This window comes from Streptomyces sp. NPDC001903 (genome assembly GCF_042891345.1).
Classification (GTDB): domain Bacteria; phylum Actinomycetota; class Actinomycetes; order Streptomycetales; family Streptomycetaceae; genus Streptomyces.
Window position 1 is genome coordinate 253,216 of the sequence record NZ_JBIASZ010000006.1, and the last position, 17,858, is coordinate 271,073.

Sequence of the window (17,858 nt, forward strand, 5' to 3'; positions counted from 1 at the left end):
ACGTACGGCGTACGGGCGTACGGACGTGCAGGACGTACGGGCATCGGAAGAGGGCCGCACCCCCGATCACGGGGTGCGGCCCTCTCGTGCCCTGCGGGAAGGCGTCAGCCGGTCACGCGCAGGGACTCGGTGAACTCCTTGCAGGCGGCGTAGTCCGGCAGCAGGCCCGACTCGATCGCCTCGGCCAGCGTCGGCGCGGCCTCGTCGCGGGCGGACAGCAGCGGCACGTCCGCCGGCCACTCGATGCCCAGGTCCGCGTCGAGCGGGTGAACCGAGTGCTCGCCGGTCGGGTTGTACGTCTCCGAGCAGAGGTACGAAAGCGTGGCGTCGTCGCTCAGCGCGCAGAACCCGTGGCCCAGGCCCTCGGGGATGTAGACCGCGCGGCGGTCCACGTCGTCCAGGCGGACGCCCTCCCACTGGCCGAAGGTCGGGGAGCCGACCCGCAGGTCCACGATGACGTCGAGCACGGCACCGCGCACGCAGGTCACGTACTTGGCCTGGCCGCGCGGGACGTCCGCGAAGTGGATGCCGCGGACCACGCCGCGCGAGGACACCGAGAGGTTCGCCTGCGCCAGGTTCAGCGGGTGGCCGACGACCTCGGACAGCTTGTCGAAGCGGTACCACTCGGTGAACAGGCCGCGCGGGTCGCCGTGCAGCTGCGGGGTGATCTCGTAGGCGCCCTCTATCGAGAGCTGGCGGAACTTCACCGGGAGGACTCCTCTTCGAGCAGGCCGATCAGGTAGTCGCCGTAACCGCTCTTGAGCAGCGGCTGGGCCAGTTCGCGCAGCTGCGCGGAGTCGATCAGGCCGGCCCGCCAGGCCGCCTCCTCGATGCAGCCGATCTTGAAGCCCTGGCGCTCCTCGATCACGCGCACGAACTCCGAGGCCTGGACCATGGAGACGAAGGTCCCGGTGTCCAGCCAGGCGGTGCCGCGGTCGAGAATGGTGACATTCAGCTCACCGGCCTGGAGGTACGCGTCGTTGACCGCGGTGATCTCCAGTTCGCCGCGCGCGCTGGGCTTCAGGTTCCGGGCGATCTCCACGACGCGGTTGTCGTAGAAGTACAGACCCGGCACCGCGTAGCGGGACTTGGGCTTGACCGGCTTCTCCTCGATGGAGATGGCCTGGCCGTTCTCGTCGAACTCGACCACGCCGTACGCGGTCGGGTCGGCCACCGGGTACGCGAAGACCCGGCCGCCCTTGGAATCGGTGTGCTCCGCCAGGCGCGTGCCGAGGCCGCTGCCGTGGAAGATGTTGTCGCCGAGGATCAGGGCGACGGACTCGTCGCCGATGAAGTCGGCGCCGAGTACGAACGCCTGGGCGATGCCCTCGGGGCGCTCCTGGACCGCGTACTCCAGCCGGATGCCGAACTGGGAGCCGTCGCCGAGCAGTCGCTCGAACTGCGCACGGTCCTCCGGCGTGGTGATGACGAGAATCTCGCTGATTCCGGCCATGACCAGGGTGGAGAGCGGGTAGTAGATCATCGGCTTGTCGAAGACGGGGAGCAGCTGCTTCGAGACTGCCCGGGTCAGCGGCCAGAGTCGGGATCCGGTGCCACCGGCCAAGAGAATTCCACGCATGGGCCCAACCCTATGCGAGAGCGCGGGGGGCGCCGCGGGCCGGGCCGGGTGGGTGGTGTACGAGCGGCTAGACTCTTCGTATTATGCGCATCCTCGTGACCGGCGGCGCCGGCTTCATCGGTTCAGAATTCGTCCGGCAGCAGCTCGGTGCAGACGCATCGGCCCAGATCACGGTCTTCGACAAGCTGACCTACTCGGGCGTCGAGGCCAACCTCGCGCCCGTCGCCGGCCACTCCGGTTACAAGTTCGTCAAGGGCGACATCTGCGACGCCGAGGCCGTCGACCAGGTGATGCCCGGGCACGACGTGGTGGTGCACTTCGCGGCCGAGTCCCACGTGGACCGCTCGATCGCCGGCGCGGGCCCGTTCGTGATGACCAACGTCGTGGGTACGCAGGTGCTGCTGGACGCGGCCCGCAAGCACGGCGTCGGCCGCTTCGTCCACATCTCCACCGACGAGGTGTACGGCTCGATCAGCGAGGGCTCCTGGACCGAGGAGTGGCCGCTGGTGCCCAACTCCCCGTACTCCGCCTCCAAGGCCTCGTCCGACCTGCTGGCCCTGGCCTACGCCCGGACGCACGGCATGGACGTCGTGGTCACGCGCTGCTCCAACAACTACGGGCACTACCAGTTCCCGGAGAAGGTCATCCCACTGTTCGTCTCGAACCTGATGGACGGCAAGAAGGTCCCGCTGTACGGCAACGGCGGCAACGTGCGCGACTGGCTGCACGTCTCCGACCACTGCCGCGGCATCGACCTGGCGATGCGCAAGGGGCGCGCGGGCGAGGTCTACAACATCGGCGGCGGCACCGAGCTCACCAACAAGGAGCTCACCGGCGTCCTGCTGGAGGCCGCCGGCCTCGGCTGGGAGATGGTCGAGCAGGTCGAGGACCGCAAGGGCCACGACCTCCGCTACTCCATCGACATCAGCAAGATCGGCTCGGAGCTCGGCTACGCCCCGCAGGTCACCTTCGAGGACGGCATCAAGGCCACCATCGAGTGGTACCGCGAGAACCGTGCCTGGTGGGAGCCGCTGAAGGCGAAGGCGGCCCTGCAGAAGTGAGCGCGCACGGCACGAACTCCGCCGCGGGCCGCTGGGTCGTCACCGGCGCCGCCGGGATGCTCGGCCAGGACGTCCTGGCCGTCCTGAAGGACGCCGGGATCGAGGCCGAGGGCCTGCGCCGCGCCGACCTCGACATCACCGACCCGGCTTCCGTCCGGGCCGCTGTCGAGGGCGCCGCCGTCGTCGTGAACTGCGCCGCCTGGACCGACGTCGACGGCGCGGAGACGGCCGAGGAGGCCGCCACCGCCGTCAACGGCACGGGCGTGCGCGTCCTCGCCGAGGCCTGCGCCGCGGCCGGTGCGCGCCTGCTGCACGTCTCCACCGACTACGTGCTCCCCGGCGACGCCACGGAGCCCTACGCCGAGGACGCGGCCACCGGACCGCTCAACGCGTACGGGCGCTCCAAGCTGATCGGCGAGCGGGCCGTCGCCGAACTGCTGCCGCAGGACGGCTACGTCGTGCGCACCGCGTGGCTGTACGGCGAGCACGGACCGAACTTCGTCGCCACCATGCTCAAGCTGGCCGCCCAGCGCGACACCCTCGACGTGGTCGACGACCAGCACGGCCAGCCCACCTGGTCGTACGCGCTGGCCCGGCGCCTCGTCGAGCTGGGCCTGGCGGCACTGGCGGGCCGGGCGCCCGGCGGCGTCTACCACGGCACCGCGAGCGGCCGCACCACCTGGTGGGGGCTGGCCCGCGAGAGCTACCGGCTGAGCGGGCTCGACCCGGAGCGCATCCGGCCGACCACCTCCGCGGCCTTCGTCCGCCCGGCCGCCCGCCCCGCCTTCAGCGTGCTCGCGCACGACCGCTGGGCCGAGGCCGGCCTGGCCCCGCTCGCCGACTGGAGCGAGCAGCTCGCCGAGGCCCTGGCCGCCCCGGCGTTCTCCGCGCTGGGCGAAGCCGCCAGGAACCGCGCCGCGAACGGCAGTACGGGATGAAGTCCCTGCTGAGCAGGCTCACCGCGGCGCTGCCGCCGGGCACCGTCGCGGTGGCCGGCGGCACTGTCGTGCTCGGTGCGGCCTCGTACGTCCACCTGGGCGTGGCCGGCCACAGCCTGTCCACGGACGCCATGGCGAACGTCTCGGTGCTGTGGACGATCGTGATGGCGCTCGGCCTCGGCATCTTCTTCCCCATCGAGCAGGAGCTGACCCGGATCGTCGCCGCGCGCGTGGTGCACGGCCAGGGCGCGGCCCCCGTGCTGCGCCGGGCCACGCTCCTGACCGCCGGGATCCTCGGCTCGACCCTGCTCGTCCTCGCCGCCGGCGCGGGCCCCATCGCGGACCTGCTGTTCCGCGGGGACCGCGCTCTGGTGGCGGCGCTCGGCGGCGCGTTCACGGGCATGGCCGTCTGCTACCTGACCCGCGGGGTCCTGGCGGGCCTCGGCCGGTTCGGCGCGTACGGCACCCAACTCGCCGTCGACGGCGGGCTGCGCATCGCCCTCGCCTTCGGCTGCGCGGTCGCCGGGCTGCACTCGGCGCTCGCCTTCAGCCTGGTCCTCGCCGTCGCGCCGATCGCCGCGACGCTGGTCACCCTGCCGACGCTGCTGCGTGCCGTGGAGCCGGGCGAGGAGATCGCCTGGCGTGAACTGACCGCCGGGCTCGGCCTGCTGATCTGCTCGACCCTGCTGTCCCAGGTCGTCGTCAACGCCGCGGTGATGAGCACCAAGCTGCTCGCCCCCACCGACAGCGTGCTGATCGCGGCGCTGCTCAACGCACTGGTCCTGGCCCGGGTGCCGCTGTTCGTCTTCGGCTCGCTGCAGGCCTCGCTGCTCGGCGGGCTCACCGCCGCCTACACCGCCGGCGACCGGGCGGCGTTCTCCGCGATGCTGCGCCGGATCGGCGTGGTCGTCGGGGCGCTCGGGCTGCTCGGCGGCGTGCCCGCGACCGTGCTCGGCCCGTGGCTGATCAAGGTGCTGTTCGACGCCGGACCGGTACTGGGCCGAGTCGACTTCTTCCTTTTGTCCGCCGGCACCGTGGCGTACATGTTCGCGATGGTCCTGGGTCAGGCGCTGATGGTATTCAAGCGGCACAACCTGCAACTGCTCTGCTGGGCCGCCGGCACCGTCGTCCTGATCGGTGTCACCTTCGCACCGGGCGAAGTGGCCCTGCGCGTCATCCTGGCCTACGCTCTCGGCTCTCTCGCCACCGTGCTCGGTATGCTGGCGGTGTTGAGGCTGAGGTTCCCCGGAGCGGCTCCGGGCGCAACCGAAGGACCCGGGCACAAGGTCGCCGCAAGCCCCATGGGCGCCGGAGCGGTCGGGGAGTGACCATGCCGGCTTCCGACGTCCCACCGATCACCGAGCACGCGCACGTGCCACATTCCGCTGGAGCTACCGTGTCCCAATACGACGACGTCTGGCTGGTCATCCCGGCCTACAACGAGGGCCAGGTGATCGCCGATGTGGTCGAGGGAGCGCGCAAGACCTTCCCGAACATAGTCGTCGTCGACGACGGCAGCTCCGACAACTCGGCCGAGCACATCGCGACGACCGGCGCCCACCTGGTGCGCCACCCGGTCAACCTCGGCCAGGGCGCGGCCCTCCAGACCGGTCTCAAGTACGCCCTCGCGCAGCCCGGTGCCCGCTACTTCGCGACGTTCGACGCGGACGGCCAGCACCAGACGCACGACGTCGAGAAGATGGTCCGGGTGCTGCGCGACGACGAGGCCGACGTGGTCCTCGGCTCGCGCTTCATCGAGCAGAACGGCCAAGTGCCGTGGATCAAGCGCGTCGTGCTGCGCACGGCCGCGTCGGTCAGCCCGACCGCCCGCAAGCTGAAGCTCACCGACTCGCACAACGGCCTGCGCGTGCTCAGCCGCAAGGCCGCCGAGCAGCTGAACATCACCATGAACGGCATGGCGCACGCCTCGGAGATCGTCGGCTTCCTCGCCGGGTCCGGCCTGCGCGTCACCGAGGTCCCGGTGGACATCCTCTACACCGAGTACTCGCGCGCCAAGGGTCAGTCCCTGATCAACGGCGTCAACATCATCTTTGACATCACGATGCGGGAGCGAAGCCGCTGATGAAGTACTTCTGGATCCAGCTGCTGCTCATCGCGGGCTCGGTGTCGATGGCCCTCATGTTCATACGGACGTGGGGCCAGGCGAAGAACCGCGCCTGGAAGCGCATCGCGTTCTCCCTGTTCGTCATCGTCAACGTGTACGCCGTGCTCCGCCCGACGGACGTCACGTGGGTGGCGCACCAGCTCGGCGTCGGCCGCGGCACCGACCTCGTCCTGTACGTCATGGTGCTGGCGATGGGCTTCCTGACCCTCAACACCTTCCTCCGCTTCCGCTCGTTGGAGAAGAAGCTCACCGACCTGGCCCGGACCGTGGCCCTGGCCGAGGGAACACGCCACAACGACGCGCGCCTCGGTTCGCCGGCCGTCCCCGTCGTGGCGGAGGTCGTCGTCGCCGAGGTGAAGCCCGAGCCCGCCGACTCCGACTCCGTGAAGGCCTGACGTCCCGTGGTGACCTTCGACTTCATGCTCCCCTACTACGGGGACGTGCAGCTGATGCAGGACGCCGTCCGCAGCGTCCTGGCCCAGACGGACCCGGACTTCCGCCTCGTCGTCATCGACGACGGCAAGGAGCCGGAGGTCCCGGGCTGGTTCGAGGCCCTCGGCGACGAGCGGGTGCACTACAGCCGCAACGAGCAGAACCTCGGCATCACCAAGAACTTCCAGAAGTGCGTACGGCTCTCCGAGGCCGACTACGTCGTCATCATGGGCTGCGACGACCTGCTCCACCCGCACTACCTGGAGACCGTCCGCGGCCTCATCGCCGACAACCCGGGCATCGGCATGGTCCAGCCCGGCGTCGAGGTGATCGACGGCTCCGGCGCGGTCGCGTACGGGCTGGCCGACCAGACCAAGCGGCGGCTGTACGCACCGCAGGTCAAGGGCCGGCGCCTGATGGGCGGCGAGGAGCTGGCCACCAGCGTGCTGCGCGGGAACTGGCTGTACTTCCCGTCCATCTGCTGGCGCGGCGAGGCCCTGCGCGGGGTCAACTTCCGCGACGAGTACTCGGTGATCCAGGACCTGGCCCTGGTGGTCGACCTCCTCGAACTCGGCGAGCAGATGCTGATCGACGAGTCCACGACGGTCTTCAAGTACCGCCGCCACGCGGTCAGCGAGTCCTCGGTGCAGGCCTTCTCCGGCACCCGCTTCACCGAGGCCGAGCGGTACTTCTCCGCGGTGGCCGACCGGATGGACGCCCGGGGCTGGCCCAAGGCAGCGCGCGCCGCCCGCTTCCACAGCGCCTCCCGCTTCCACGCCATCACCATGCTCCCCGGCGCGCTGCTCCGCGGACACCGCGAAGGCCTTCGTACGCTCGCCAAGCACGCATTCACCGCGGGTCAGCGCGCCGACTGACCCCGGAGCACGACAGACAGCGGCCGACGGGCCCCGCCCCGCGGTGACACCCGCGACCGAATTGGACTGAGATGACACACCTGGCCCCCGAGGTCGTCGGAACATCCGGCACGGCGCACAGCCGGACCGGTACCGGGACCGCGGACGCCGGACCGGTCTCCTCTCCTTCGGGGGCCCGCCGCCCCTGGACCTCCCGGCGCCGCGTGCTCGCCGTCGCCGAGGGCGTCGTCAGCCTCACCGCGGCCCTCGGCTACATGCTGCTGAGCCGCCGCATCGACGTGAACCCGATCGTGCGCCTCGGCCAGGTCAGCGGCCTCGCCACGCTCCAGATGTACGCCGCGCTCATCGGGCTGCCGCTGCTCGGACTGCTGCTGTACACCGCCCACCGGGGCGCGGCCCGGCGCCACCAGCTGGTCAAGCGCCTGGTCTGCGCGGCCCTGGCCGGCCTGGCCACCGGCGTGATCGCCGGCGGAATCGTCGTCGCCCTGCACGGCACGCCCCACCCGCTCGGCGGCCAGGAGGGCGACCCGGGCGTCCTGATCGACATGGCCAACTCGTTCCTGCACCACGAGGGGATGTCGGGCATCTACCCGCCCGCCTTCCCGGCCCTGATGGCCCTCTGGGCGAAGATCCGCTACAACGGCCGCGGCGAGACCGGCTTCGCCCTGCACGACCTCCAGATCTTCTTCACCGCGGTGGCCGGCCCGATGGCCTACCTGGCCTGGCGGATACTGCTGCGGCCCTTCTGGGCGCTGCTGATCGCGGTCCCGGCCACGGTGCTCTTCCTCGACCCGATCCGCCCGTACAGCCACATCGTCATGATCGTGCTGCTGCCGCTGCTCGGTTACTGGCTGCGCGAGATGCGCCTGGCCGGCCGGCGCGCCACGCGGCACCTGGTGGTGCGCGGCATCGTCCTCGGCGTGACCTTCGGGGCGCTGTTCCTCTGGTACTCCGGCTGGTACATCTGGGCCGCGCCGGGCGCGCTGGTGGCCGCGCTGTGCTTCTTCCCGTGGCGCCAGGGCGCGGCCACGGCCAAGAAGGCGGGCGTGTACATAGGGGTCACGCTGCTGTCGGCCGGCATCGTCGGCGCCCCGCTGATCTACCAGATGGCCCGGCTGGGCTCGGAGAACCCCGACCGCTACGCCTTCCTCGCCGTGTACGCCGACCCCGGTTACGTCCTCGGCTGGGTCTCGGACCGCTCCGGGACCCTCACGTACCAGACCTGGCCGGTGGCCGGAGAGATGGCGGGCCAGAGCGGCTTCGCCCTGCTGCTGCTGTTCGCGGTGGGCCTCGGCCTCGGCCTCGGGCTGCGCAACATCATGGTGCGCACCGCGGCGGCGGTCCTGGCGGGTGCCTGGCTGGCCCGGTTCTGGTTCGCCGGGCACATGGCCCAGGACAAGGCCATCCAGCTCTACCCGCGCACCACGTGGATCATCATGTACTGCCTGATGATCCTGGCCGTGCTCGGCATGATGGCCGTGGTCGACCGGGGCACGGGGTGGATCGAGCGCACGCTGGGCCGCCGCGCTGCCGGAGCCGGTTCCGGTTCCGACTTCGCTTCCGTTTCCGGTTCCGCTTCCGCGGCCGGGCTCGCCCGGGTCATCCCGCCGCGGGTGGTCCGCCAGCTCGCCGCCGGGATGGTGTGCGTGGTCGCGCTGTTCGCGACCATGGGCGCGTCCTGGTCGGTCAACCGCTACATGCCCTCGTCCGACGTCGACACGATGGGCATCGACGCGTACCGCGCCCACGTCATCAAGCAGCGGGACGGCAGCTGCCCGCGCTTCTCGCCCCGCGAGAACTGCTGGGACATCGAGAAGGACGACTGGAAGCCCGGCCCCATCCAGGACTTCATCTGGTGCGCCGGCATCGTGGCCGACGACTGGCCCAGCGTCTGCGGGATGAAGGCGCCCAAGCGCGTGCGCTCGCGGGCGGACATCGAGCGTGACGCCGAGGCCGATCGGCAGGCCCGCAAGGAGGCCGACCGGACCGGCAAGGAAGTCCAGCAGAGGTGACGGCGGCGCGGTCCGGTGGCCCCGGGACGCCGCGTCGGCCGGTTCTTTCATGACCCCGCCTTTACCAACTGTCGGAACCGACCAGTAGCATCCGCCCCGACAGTCGTGTCGCATTGCGCGCAAGCCACAGGGGTGGGGAACAGACGTGAGACTGAGTCGTGTGCGCGGTACCGCTCTGGCGGCCGCGCTCGGCGCCGCAGCGGTGCTGGGCATTCAGGGAATGGCCGGGGGAGCCGAACTGGCTGCCCCGGGTGACGGGGGGACGGCGAAGCCGTACAGCGCCGGCGCCAAGGAGACCGGACCGGTCGAGGGCGAGGTGCACAAGCTCGCCCTCCAGCCCAAGGGCTCCGGCGAGGCCGTGCTCTCCCAGCGGGGAACGGAGCCCTTCGGCCTGCTGGGCGTGTCCTGGACGGACCCCGCGGCCGAGGTGAAGGGCACCATCGAGGCCCGCGCCCGCGACGCCAAGACCGGCGCGTGGTCGAAGTGGATCGCCCTCGACCCGGTGAAGCCGGGGATGGACGGCGTACGCCCCGGCGCACACGGCTCGACGGAGCCGGTGTGGGTCGGCGCCTCCGACGGTGCCGAGGTACGGATCAGCGGCGGCGGCGCACTGCCCGCGGGGCTGGAGCTGAACCTGGTGGACCCGGGCGGCTCGGCCGCCCCGGCGAAGCAGGGCGGCGCGAAGGCGAAGAAGAACGGCGCCCGGCAGAGCGGCGACGCGCGGACGGCCACCCTGAACGCGGCCCCGGCCGCCTCGGCCGCCACCACGGTCGACCCGGGCCCGGCTTCCACGGCCCCCCAGCCGAACGTGGTCTCCCGCGTCGCGTGGGGCGCCGACGAGTCGCTGAACAACGAGGGCCCGCTCTACCAGACCAGCGGCAGGATCAAGGCGGTCTTCGTCCACCACACCGCCGACACCCAGCCGTACGACTGCTCGCAGTCCGCGGCGATCGTCCGCGGCATCCACGTCTACCACGTGAAGACCAACGGGTGGCGGGACCTCGGCTACAACTTCCTCGTCGACAAGTGCGGCACGATCTTCGAGGGCCGCCAGGGCGGCATCGACCAGGCGATCCTGGGTGCGCACACGTACGGCTTCAACACCGATTCCGAGGGCATCGCCGTCCTCGGCGACTACAACGCCGGGGGCGCCTCGGCGGCCGCCCAGGACGCCATCTCCCGGATCGCGGCGTACAAGCTCGGCCAGTACGACGGCGACATGAACGGCACGACGACGCTGACCGCGGCCGTCGCGCAGACCAACTACTTCGGCACCGCGTTCGAGGCCGGCAAGCAGTACCCGTTCAGGACGGTCTCGGGCCACCGGGACGGCTTCAACACCGAGTGCCCGGGCAACCAGCTGTACGGCCAGCTCGACTCGATCCGCACCTCCGGTCCCGCCGCGCAGCTGAAGATCGGCACGGTCAACGGCGTCCCGGTCCAGTCGGGCGTCGACGCCACCTCCGACGGCGTCCTGACCGTCGGCTGGTCGACGAGCACGACGAGCGACCGGATCGGCTCGTTCGAGGTCCTGGTCGACGGGGTCCCGGCCGCGACGACCTCCGGTACGGCCCGTACGGCGACCTCGATCGTGACCAGCGGCACCCACCAGGTCCAGGTCAAGGCGAACGCGGTCAACGGCAAGACCTCCACCACCCTGCCCGTCAAGGTCGTCTCGGAGGTGAAGCCGGCCAAGTTCACCCCGGTCACCCCGAAGCGGCTGATGGACACCCGTGCGGGCCTCGGCGTGCCGCAGGCGAAGGTCGGTGCGGGCGGCGTCGTGACGCTGCCGGTGGCCGGTACGAACGGCGTCCCCGCGGCCGGTGTGACCGCCGTGGTCCTGAACGTGACCGCCACGAACCCCACCGAGCCGAGCTTCGTGTCGGTGTTCCCCAGCGGTACGACGCGTACGAGCGCCTCGAACCTGAACTTCACCCCCGGCCAGACGATCCCGAACCTGGTGGTCGTCCCGGTGGTGGACGGGAAGGTCAGCTTCTTCAACAACCAGGGCACCGTGGATATGATCGCGGACATCACGGGCTACTTCACCTCGGCCGGTGACGGGGCCTCGCACACGAACATCGGCCCGAAGCGGCTGATGGACACGCGTGCGGGTCTGGGTGTTCCGCAGGCGAAGGTCGGTGCGGGCGGCGTGGTGACGCTCCAGGTGGCGGGTACGAACGGCATCCCGGCGAGCGGGGTCACCGCGGTGGTCCTGAACGTGACGGCGACCAACCCGACGGAGCCGAGCTTCGTGTCGGTCTACCCGAGCGGTACGACGCGTACGAGCGCCTCGAACCTGAACTTCACCCCCGGCCTGACCATCCCGAACCTGGTCGTGGTCCCGGTGGTGGACGGGAAGGTCAGCTTCTTCAACAACCAGGGCACCGTGGACCTCATCGCGGACATCACGGGCTACTTCACCTCGGCCGGTGACGGGGCCTCGCACACGAACATCGGCCCGAAGCGGCTGATGGACACGCGTGCGGGTCTGGGTGTTCCGCAGGCGAAGGTCGGTGCGGGCGGTGTCGTGACGCTCCAGGTGGCGGGTACGAACGGCATCCCGGCGAGCGGGGTCACCGCGGTGGTCCTGAACGTGACGGCGACCAACCCGACGGAGCCGAGCTTCGTGTCCGTCTACCCGAGCGGCACGACCCGTACGAGCGCCTCGAACCTGAACTTCACCCCCGGCCAGACGATCCCGAACCTGGTGGTCGTCCCCGTGGTGGACGGGAAGGTCAGCTTCTTCAACAACCAGGGCACCGTGGACCTCATCGCGGACATCACCGGCTACTTCAGCAAGTAGCAGCAACGTTTCAGCGGGGCTCCCGGGACCTGGTCCCGGGGGCCCCGTCCTTTCAGGGGCGGGACATGGGACAGAACGACAACGACGGCAGACCGGAGCTCTCCGACGAGGAGTGGGCCCGGTTCATGGAGCAGGCCCGGGAGGGCGCCGGCCAGGCGCCGCAGGAGCCCTCGGCCCGGGCCCGCATGGTCACCGCGCGGCTGCGCGCCGAGTCCGCCGAGCCGCCCGGCTGGCGCACCGGCCCGGCCTGGCAGGAGATGCGGGCGCGGGGCAGGGGCAAGCGGCGGCTCAAGGCCGCGGCGGCGGTGGTCTTCATCGCGGCCCTCGCGCTGATCGCCGTACGCCCGGAGCTGGTCATCGACCGGGTCACCGGCAAGGCCGGGCGCGATGCGCAGGCCCGTGAGCCGCTGCCCGCCGAGACCGCCCGGCCCAGCGCCGCGCCCTCGGCCCTCGACCCCGACCGGCCGACGCTCAAGGAGCCCTTCAAGGGCTCCCCGGCCCTCCAGTGGGCCGACGGGGCGGCCGGCATCGAGCTCCCGGAGGCCCAGGCCGTCGGCGGGATGAGCAAGGAGCAGGTCGCCGACGCGCTGGAGAAGACCAAGCGGTTCCTGGTCGCGGCCAACCTGGACCCGGCGACCCTGCGCGGGGAGCGGCCCGCGGCGGCGCTGGAGCTGCTGGACCCGAAGCTGGCGGACGAGCTGAGCCGCGTGGAGGCCTCGCTGACGGCTCCGACGAAGGAGAACGACCCGCTGCACCTGTTCACCCGGGTCAAGCCGGCCGAGCTGAAGCCGGCGGGCGACGTGGTCAAGGTCCGCGGCCGGATGTGGGTGGAACCGGGCAAGGAGGCCGGCCAGGCCAACGTGCAGGCCGACTACACCTTCGTCTACCCGTTCGTGAAGGCGAAGCCGGGCGCGGAGGAGGTGGAGCGCACCATCGTGCGGCGCGAGATCACCTTCTCGATCGCCGACCCGCGCAAGTGGCAGGCCACCGTCGGCAGGATCTGGCTGGAGAAGTACAACGTCGACCTCGCCAACAGCGCCTGCGAGGTCCACGACGGATACCTGCACCCCGTCTTCTCCGACGACGCGCGCACCGGTCCCGCCCCCTCGGGCACGCCCGTGGACCCGTACGACCGGAGCAAGAGCATCGACTCCGGCGTGCCGGAGGGCTGCGGGAGTCTTTCGCGCACCTGAGGCGCGTGGGGCGGCCCGGGCGGACCCCAAGCGGGGCCCGGGCCGTTCCACTGCGTGGCGCGGTTTGACCACTCACCGGGGAGGGGTATTCTCTTCGGCCCGATTGGCGCAGTACGTGTCTTGTATGGCAGACTACTCAAGTTGCTCGGCTGAGTGCCGATGCTGCGCGCCTCCCGCCGGGAGGACCGGAAGCGAGTCCCACAGTACTCGTCGCCTTTATCTGCCTTTCGGGGCAGCAATGGGGCGGACGTACGGGAATCTTCTGGGAAGCGTCAGCACGGTGCCCGCCAGGCGCTCGGTGGGTGTTTCTCCCCCGAACCGCGGTCTTGGGACCGCACCCCCTTGGACGAGGGAATTTCCGTATGGGAATTTTCTGTAGAGGGAGTGCGACACGCCCGACCGCGTGGGTCGGAGAGAAGCGGTGGAGAGATCCACAGCCGCCCGAGGGCCAGAGCGTTTCCACAACAGACAGGACTACGGAGTAGCCATGGCGGGACAGAAGATCCGCATCCGGCTCAAGGCCTACGACCACGAGGTCATCGACTCCTCGGCGAAGAAGATCGTCGAGACGGTGACCCGCACTGGTGCGTCGGTCGCAGGCCCGGTGCCGCTGCCCACTGAGAAGAACGTGTACTGCGTCATCAAGTCGCCGCACAAGTACAAGGACTCGCGCGAGCACTTCGAGATGCGCACGCACAAGCGCCTGATCGACATCCTCGACCCGACGCCCAAGACCGTTGACTCGCTGATGCGCCTGGACCTTCCGGCCGGCGTTGACATCGAGATCAAGCTCTGAGAGGCGTCGAGAAGATGGCAAAGCAGATCAAGGGCGTCCTGGGCGAGAAGCTCGGCATGACCCAGGTCTGGGACGAGAACAACCGTGTCGTCCCGGTGACCGTCGTCAAGGCCGGGCCCTGCGTCGTTACCCAGGTCCGTACGAACGACATCGACGGCTACGAGTCGGTCCAGATCGCCTTCGGCGAGATCGACCCGCGCAAGGTGAACAAGCCCCTCAAGGGCCACTTCGCCAAGGCCGACGTGACCCCCCGCCGCCACCTGGTGGAGCTCCGCACCTCCGACGCCAGCGAGTACACGCTCGGCCAGGAGATCACTGCCGAGGTGTTCGAGTCCGGCGTCAAGGTTGACGTCACGGGCAACAGCAAGGGCAAGGGCTTCGCCGGTGTCATGAAGCGGCACAACTTCCGGGGCCTCGGCGCCGGTCACGGTGTGCAGCGCAAGCACCGCTCCCCCGGTTCGATCGGTGGCTGCGCCACCCCTGGGCGTGTCTTCAAGGGCATGCGCATGGCTGGTCGTATGGGCAACGAGCGCGTCACCACCCAGAACCTGACCATCCACGCGGTAGACGCGGAGAAGGGTCTGCTCCTCATCAAGGGCGCAGTCCCCGGTCCGAACGGCGGCCTCGTCCTGGTCCGTACCGCGGCCAAGGGGGCTTGAGGTTAATGAGCACCATTGACATCCTTTCGCCGGCAGGCGACAAGGCCGGTACCGTCGAGCTCCCCGCGGAGATCTTCGACGCGAAGACCAGCGTTCCGCTGATCCACCAGGTCGTCGTCGCTCAGCTGGCTGCTGCCCGTCAGGGCACGCACAAGACGAAGACCCGTGGCGAAGTCCGTGGTGGTGGCAAGAAGCCTTACCGCCAGAAGGGCACCGGCCGCGCCCGTCAGGGTTCGACCCGCGCTCCGCAGTTCGCCGGCGGTGGCGTCGTCCACGGCCCGCAGCCGCGTGACTACTCGCAGCGGACCCCCAAGAAGATGAAGGTCGCCGCCCTCCGCGGTGCCCTGTCGGACCGTGCGCGTCACTCCCGCATCCACGTCGTCACCGGCGTGGTCGAGGGTGCCGCCTCCACGAAGGCCGCCAAGACGCTGTTCGGCAAGATCTCGGAGCGCAAGAACCTGCTCCTGGTCGTCGAGCGCGCCGACGAGGCCGCGTGGCTGTCCGCCCGCAACCTGCCCCAGGTTCACATCCTGGAGCCGGGCCAGCTGAACACGTACGACGTGATCGTCTCTGACGACGTGGTCTTCACCCAGGCCGCGCTGGAGTCCTTCGTGTCTGGCCCCAAGGCCGACGAGACCGAAGGGAGCGACGCCTGATGTCTGAGGCGACCGTTACCAGCAAGACCTTCACTGACCCGCGCGACCTGCTGATCAAGCCGGTTGTCTCGGAGAAGAGCTACGCGCTGCTGGACGAGAACAAGTACACGTTCATCGTCGCGCCCGGCGCCAACAAGACCCAGATCAAGCAGGCCGTCGAGGCGGTCTTCTCGGTCAAGGTCACCGGGGTCAACACGATCAACCGTCAGGGTAAGCGCAAGCGCACCAAGACCGGTTTCGGCAAGCGCGCTGACACCAAGCGCGCCATCGTGACCCTCGCTGAGGGCGACCGTATCGACATCTTCGGCGGCCAGGCCTCCTAACGGAGGTCTAGTCGTCCGGAATCGGACGAGGACTGAGAAATGGGTATCCGCAAGTACAAGCCGACGACCCCGGGCCGTCGTGGCTCCAGCGTCGCCGACTTTGTCGAGATCACGCGGTCCACGCCGGAGAAGTCGCTGGTTCGCCCGCTGCACAGCAAGGGCGGCCGTAACAACACCGGTCGGATCACTGTTCGCCACCAGGGTGGTGGACACAAGCGCGCCTACCGCGTGATCGACTTCCGTCGTCACGACAAGGACGGCGTGCCGGCCAAGGTCGCGCACATCGAGTACGACCCCAACCGCACTGCGCGCATCGCGCTCCTGCACTACGCGGACGGCGAGAAGCGCTACATCATCGCTCCCCGCGGTCTGAACCAGGGCGACCGGATTGAGAACGGCCCCACGGCCGACATCAAGCCCGGCAACAACCTGGCCCTCCGCAACATCCCGGTCGGTACCACGATCCACGCGATCGAGCTCCGTCCCGGTGGTGGCGCCAAGTTCGCCCGTTCCGCGGGTGCCTCCGTGCAGCTGCTGGCGAAGGAGGGCACGATGGCCCACCTTCGTATGCCGTCCGGTGAGATCCGCCTGGTCGACGCGCGCTGCCGCGCGACGGTCGGCGAGGTCGGCAACGCCGAGCAGTCGAACATCAACTGGGGCAAGGCCGGCCGCATGCGCTGGAAGGGCGTTCGCCCCTCCGTCCGCGGTGTCGCGATGAACCCGGTTGACCACCCGCACGGTGGTGGTGAGGGCAAGACCAGCGGTGGTCGTCACCCGGTCTCCCCGTGGGGTCAGAAGGAGGGTCGTACTCGCTCGCCGAAGAAGGCTTCGAGCAAGTACATCGTCCGCCGCCGCAAGACGAACAAGAAGCGCTAGGAGCGGGTTTAGATGCCGCGCAGTCTCAAGAAGGGACCCTTCGTCGACGGACACCTCGTGAAGAAGGTGGACGCTCAGAACGAAGCTGGTACCAAGAACGTCATCAAGACCTGGTCCCGTCGCTCGATGATCATCCCGGCCATGCTGGGTCACACCATCGCGGTGCACAACGGCAAGACCCACGTCCCGGTGTTCGTCACCGAGTCGATGGTCGGCCACAAGCTCGGCGAGTTCTCGCCGACTCGCACCTTCCGCGGCCACGTCAAGGACGACCGGAAGTCGAAGCGCCGCTAAAGGCGGGGTGGTAACGACTATGACTTACACCGAAGGGACAACCATGGAAGCCAGGGCCCAGGCGCGGTACATCCGCGTCACGCCCATGAAGGCCCGCCGCGTGGTGGACCTTATCCGTGGCATGGATGCCACGGAGGCTCAGGCGGTCCTGCGTTTCGCCCCGCAGGCCGCGAGCGTGCCGGTCGGCAAGGTGCTGGACAGCGCCATTGCCAACGCCGCACACAACTACAACCACCCGGACGCCTCCACGCTGGTCATCAGCGAGGCGTACGTGGACGAGGGCCCGACCCTGAAGCGGTTCCGTCCGCGTGCCCAGGGCCGTGCCTACCGGATCCGCAAGCGGACCAGCCACATCACCGTGGTCGTCAGCAGCAAGGAAGGTTCCCGGTAATGGGCCAGAAGGTAAACCCGCACGGGTTCCGGCTCGGCATCACCACCGACTTCAAGTCGCGTTGGTACGCCGACAAGCTGTACAAGGACTACGTCAAGGAAGACGTCGCCATCCGTCGGATGATGACGTCCGGCATGGAGCGCGCCGGCATCTCGAAGGTTGAGATCGAGCGCACCCGTGACCGCGTGCGTGTGGACATCCACACCGCTCGTCCGGGCATCGTCATCGGCCGCCGTGGCGCCGAGGCCGACCGCATCCGCGGTGACCTCGAGAAGCTCACGGGCAAGCAGGTCCAGCTGAACATCCTCGAGGTCAAGAACCCCGAGCTCGACGCTCAGCTGGTTGCCCAGGCCGTTGCCGAGCAGCTCTCCTCCCGCGTCTCCTTCCGTCGTGCCATGCGCAAGAGCATGCAGGGCACGATGAAGGCCGGCGCCAAGGGCATCAAGATCCAGTGTGGCGGTCGCCTCGGCGGCGCCGAGATGTCCCGCTCCGAGTTCTACCGCGAGGGTCGTGTGCCGCTGCACACGCTGCGCGCGAACGTGGACTACGGCTTCTTCGAGGCCAAGACCACCTTCGGCCGTATCGGTGTGAAGGTCTGGATCTACAAGGGCGACGTCAAGAACATCGCCGAGGTTCGCGCCGAGAACGCTGCGGCCCGTGCGGGTAACCGCCCGGCCCGTGGTGCCGGCGCTGGCGACCGTCCCGCCGGCCGTGGTGGCCGTGGTGGCGAGCGCGGCGGCCGTGGTGGCCGCAAGCCGCAGCAGGCTGCTGGTGCCGAGGCCCCCAAGGCCGACGCTCCCGCCGCCGCTCCGGCCGAGAGCACCGGAACGGAGGCCTGACCG

General features: G+C 69.7%; 19 protein-coding genes. 17 read left to right on the forward strand and 2 right to left on the reverse strand.

Annotation, left to right across the window (positions count from 1 at the left end; translation table 11 throughout):
- Window positions 1–104: 104 nt before the first annotated feature.
- Both rfbC and rfbA read right to left on the reverse strand, forming a co-directional pair.
- Window positions 105–707: a dTDP-4-dehydrorhamnose 3,5-epimerase gene (rfbC, locus tag ACFYZS_RS16515; RefSeq protein ID WP_386171010.1), complete on the reverse strand. Its 603-nt coding sequence runs from the start codon at window positions 705–707 to the stop codon at window positions 105–107.
- Window positions 704–1,579: a glucose-1-phosphate thymidylyltransferase RfbA gene (gene rfbA, locus ACFYZS_RS16520; protein WP_099889939.1), complete on the reverse strand. Its 876-nt coding sequence runs from the start codon at window positions 1,577–1,579 to the stop codon at window positions 704–706. The genes rfbC and rfbA overlap by 4 nt, the downstream gene beginning before the upstream one ends.
- An 83-nt stretch (window positions 1,580–1,662) precedes the next feature.
- Here rfbA and rfbB point away from each other — a divergent pair, with 83 nt between their 5' ends.
- The 17 genes from rfbB (at window position 1,663) to rpsC (ending at window position 17,855) form a co-directional block, all read left to right on the forward strand.
- Window positions 1,663–2,640 carry a dTDP-glucose 4,6-dehydratase gene (gene rfbB, locus ACFYZS_RS16525; protein WP_389012249.1) on the forward strand — a complete coding sequence of 326 codons (978 nt, stop codon included), beginning with the start codon at window positions 1,663–1,665 and terminating at the stop codon, window positions 2,638–2,640.
- A complete protein-coding gene (gene rfbD / locus ACFYZS_RS16530) occupies window positions 2,637–3,578 on the forward strand; it encodes a dTDP-4-dehydrorhamnose reductase (RefSeq protein WP_389012252.1) in 942 nt (313 codons plus the stop codon). The genes rfbB and rfbD overlap by 4 nt, the downstream gene beginning before the upstream one ends.
- Window positions 3,575–4,906: a lipopolysaccharide biosynthesis protein gene (locus tag ACFYZS_RS16535; protein ID WP_389012254.1), complete on the forward strand. Its 1,332-nt coding sequence runs from the start codon at window positions 3,575–3,577 to the stop codon at window positions 4,904–4,906. The genes rfbD and ACFYZS_RS16535 overlap by 4 nt, the downstream gene beginning before the upstream one ends.
- A gap of 68 nt (window positions 4,907–4,974) precedes the next feature.
- Complete coding sequence (locus ACFYZS_RS16540; protein ID WP_389012257.1) at window positions 4,975–5,661, forward strand: glycosyltransferase family 2 protein; 687 nt, start codon at window positions 4,975–4,977, stop codon at window positions 5,659–5,661.
- Window positions 5,661–6,098 (forward strand): DUF2304 domain-containing protein, encoded by a 438-nt coding sequence (locus ACFYZS_RS16545; RefSeq protein ID WP_389012259.1) that lies wholly within the window; start codon window positions 5,661–5,663, stop codon window positions 6,096–6,098. The genes ACFYZS_RS16540 and ACFYZS_RS16545 overlap by 1 nt, the downstream gene beginning before the upstream one ends.
- Before the next feature lie 9 nt (window positions 6,099–6,107).
- The gene (locus tag ACFYZS_RS16550) at window positions 6,108–7,010 is read left to right on the forward strand and encodes a glycosyltransferase family 2 protein (protein ID WP_389012262.1); all 903 of its coding nucleotides are present in this window, start codon (window positions 6,108–6,110) and stop codon (window positions 7,008–7,010) included.
- A 71-nt stretch (window positions 7,011–7,081) separates the two neighbouring features.
- The gene (locus ACFYZS_RS16555; RefSeq protein WP_389012265.1) at window positions 7,082–9,022 is read left to right on the forward strand and encodes a hypothetical protein; all 1,941 of its coding nucleotides are present in this window, start codon (window positions 7,082–7,084) and stop codon (window positions 9,020–9,022) included.
- A gap of 160 nt (window positions 9,023–9,182) precedes the next feature.
- A complete protein-coding gene (locus tag ACFYZS_RS16560; protein WP_389012268.1) occupies window positions 9,183–11,828 on the forward strand; it encodes an N-acetylmuramoyl-L-alanine amidase in 2,646 nt (881 codons plus the stop codon).
- Window positions 11,829–11,893: 65 nt separating this feature from the next.
- Complete coding sequence (locus ACFYZS_RS16565) at window positions 11,894–13,021, forward strand: hypothetical protein (protein ID WP_389012271.1); 1,128 nt, start codon at window positions 11,894–11,896, stop codon at window positions 13,019–13,021.
- A gap of 487 nt (window positions 13,022–13,508) precedes the next feature.
- Window positions 13,509–13,817, forward strand: a complete 309-nt coding sequence (gene rpsJ, locus ACFYZS_RS16570; RefSeq protein ID WP_003948644.1) for a 30S ribosomal protein S10 — start codon at window positions 13,509–13,511, stop codon at window positions 13,815–13,817.
- A gap of 14 nt (window positions 13,818–13,831) precedes the next feature.
- Window positions 13,832–14,476 carry a 50S ribosomal protein L3 gene (rplC, locus tag ACFYZS_RS16575; protein ID WP_007265899.1) on the forward strand — a complete coding sequence of 215 codons (645 nt, stop codon included), beginning with the start codon at window positions 13,832–13,834 and terminating at the stop codon, window positions 14,474–14,476.
- Between the two features lie 5 nt (window positions 14,477–14,481).
- A complete protein-coding gene (gene rplD, locus ACFYZS_RS16580; protein ID WP_030026322.1) occupies window positions 14,482–15,132 on the forward strand; it encodes a 50S ribosomal protein L4 in 651 nt (216 codons plus the stop codon).
- Window positions 15,132–15,455 (forward strand): 50S ribosomal protein L23, encoded by a 324-nt coding sequence (rplW, locus tag ACFYZS_RS16585; protein WP_030298212.1) that lies wholly within the window; start codon window positions 15,132–15,134, stop codon window positions 15,453–15,455. Before rplD ends, rplW begins: the two co-directional genes overlap by 1 nt.
- Before the next feature lie 39 nt (window positions 15,456–15,494).
- A complete protein-coding gene (rplB, locus tag ACFYZS_RS16590) occupies window positions 15,495–16,331 on the forward strand; it encodes a 50S ribosomal protein L2 (protein ID WP_030154695.1) in 837 nt (278 codons plus the stop codon).
- Between the two features lie 12 nt (window positions 16,332–16,343).
- Window positions 16,344–16,625, forward strand: a complete 282-nt coding sequence (gene rpsS, locus ACFYZS_RS16595; RefSeq protein WP_030154697.1) for a 30S ribosomal protein S19 — start codon at window positions 16,344–16,346, stop codon at window positions 16,623–16,625.
- 43 nt (window positions 16,626–16,668) lie between these two features.
- The gene (rplV, locus tag ACFYZS_RS16600; RefSeq protein WP_007265904.1) at window positions 16,669–17,016 is read left to right on the forward strand and encodes a 50S ribosomal protein L22; all 348 of its coding nucleotides are present in this window, start codon (window positions 16,669–16,671) and stop codon (window positions 17,014–17,016) included.
- Entirely contained in the window at window positions 17,016–17,855 is an 840-nt protein-coding gene (gene rpsC / locus ACFYZS_RS16605; RefSeq protein WP_007265905.1) for a 30S ribosomal protein S3, read from the forward strand. The genes rplV and rpsC overlap by 1 nt, the downstream gene beginning before the upstream one ends.
- The last annotated feature ends 3 nt before the right edge of the window (window positions 17,856–17,858 follow it).

What these genes read in the sequence shown, in the direction of transcription:
- rfbA (WP_099889939.1), bottom strand. Translation starts at nt 1,579, where the DNA reads ATGCGTGGAATTCTCTTGGCCGGTGGCACCGGATCCCGACTCTGGCCG.
- rfbB (WP_389012249.1), top strand. Translation starts at nt 1,663, where the DNA reads ATGCGCATCCTCGTGACCGGCGGCGCCGGCTTCATCGGTTCAGAATTC.
- ACFYZS_RS16535 (WP_389012254.1), top strand. Translation starts at nt 3,575, where the DNA reads ATGAAGTCCCTGCTGAGCAGGCTCACCGCGGCGCTGCCGCCGGGCACC.
- ACFYZS_RS16545 (WP_389012259.1), top strand. Translation starts at nt 5,661, where the DNA reads ATGAAGTACTTCTGGATCCAGCTGCTGCTCATCGCGGGCTCGGTGTCG.
- ACFYZS_RS16555 (WP_389012265.1), top strand. Translation starts at nt 7,082, where the DNA reads ATGACACACCTGGCCCCCGAGGTCGTCGGAACATCCGGCACGGCGCAC.
- ACFYZS_RS16565 (WP_389012271.1), top strand. Translation starts at nt 11,894, where the DNA reads ATGGGACAGAACGACAACGACGGCAGACCGGAGCTCTCCGACGAGGAG.
- rpsJ (WP_003948644.1), top strand. Translation starts at nt 13,509, where the DNA reads ATGGCGGGACAGAAGATCCGCATCCGGCTCAAGGCCTACGACCACGAG.
- rplC (WP_007265899.1), top strand. Translation starts at nt 13,832, where the DNA reads ATGGCAAAGCAGATCAAGGGCGTCCTGGGCGAGAAGCTCGGCATGACC.
- rplD (WP_030026322.1), top strand. Translation starts at nt 14,482, where the DNA reads ATGAGCACCATTGACATCCTTTCGCCGGCAGGCGACAAGGCCGGTACC.
- rplW (WP_030298212.1), top strand. Translation starts at nt 15,132, where the DNA reads ATGTCTGAGGCGACCGTTACCAGCAAGACCTTCACTGACCCGCGCGAC.
- rplB (WP_030154695.1), top strand. Translation starts at nt 15,495, where the DNA reads ATGGGTATCCGCAAGTACAAGCCGACGACCCCGGGCCGTCGTGGCTCC.
- rpsS (WP_030154697.1), top strand. Translation starts at nt 16,344, where the DNA reads ATGCCGCGCAGTCTCAAGAAGGGACCCTTCGTCGACGGACACCTCGTG.
- rplV (WP_007265904.1), top strand. Translation starts at nt 16,669, where the DNA reads ATGGAAGCCAGGGCCCAGGCGCGGTACATCCGCGTCACGCCCATGAAG.
- rpsC (WP_007265905.1), top strand. Translation starts at nt 17,016, where the DNA reads ATGGGCCAGAAGGTAAACCCGCACGGGTTCCGGCTCGGCATCACCACC.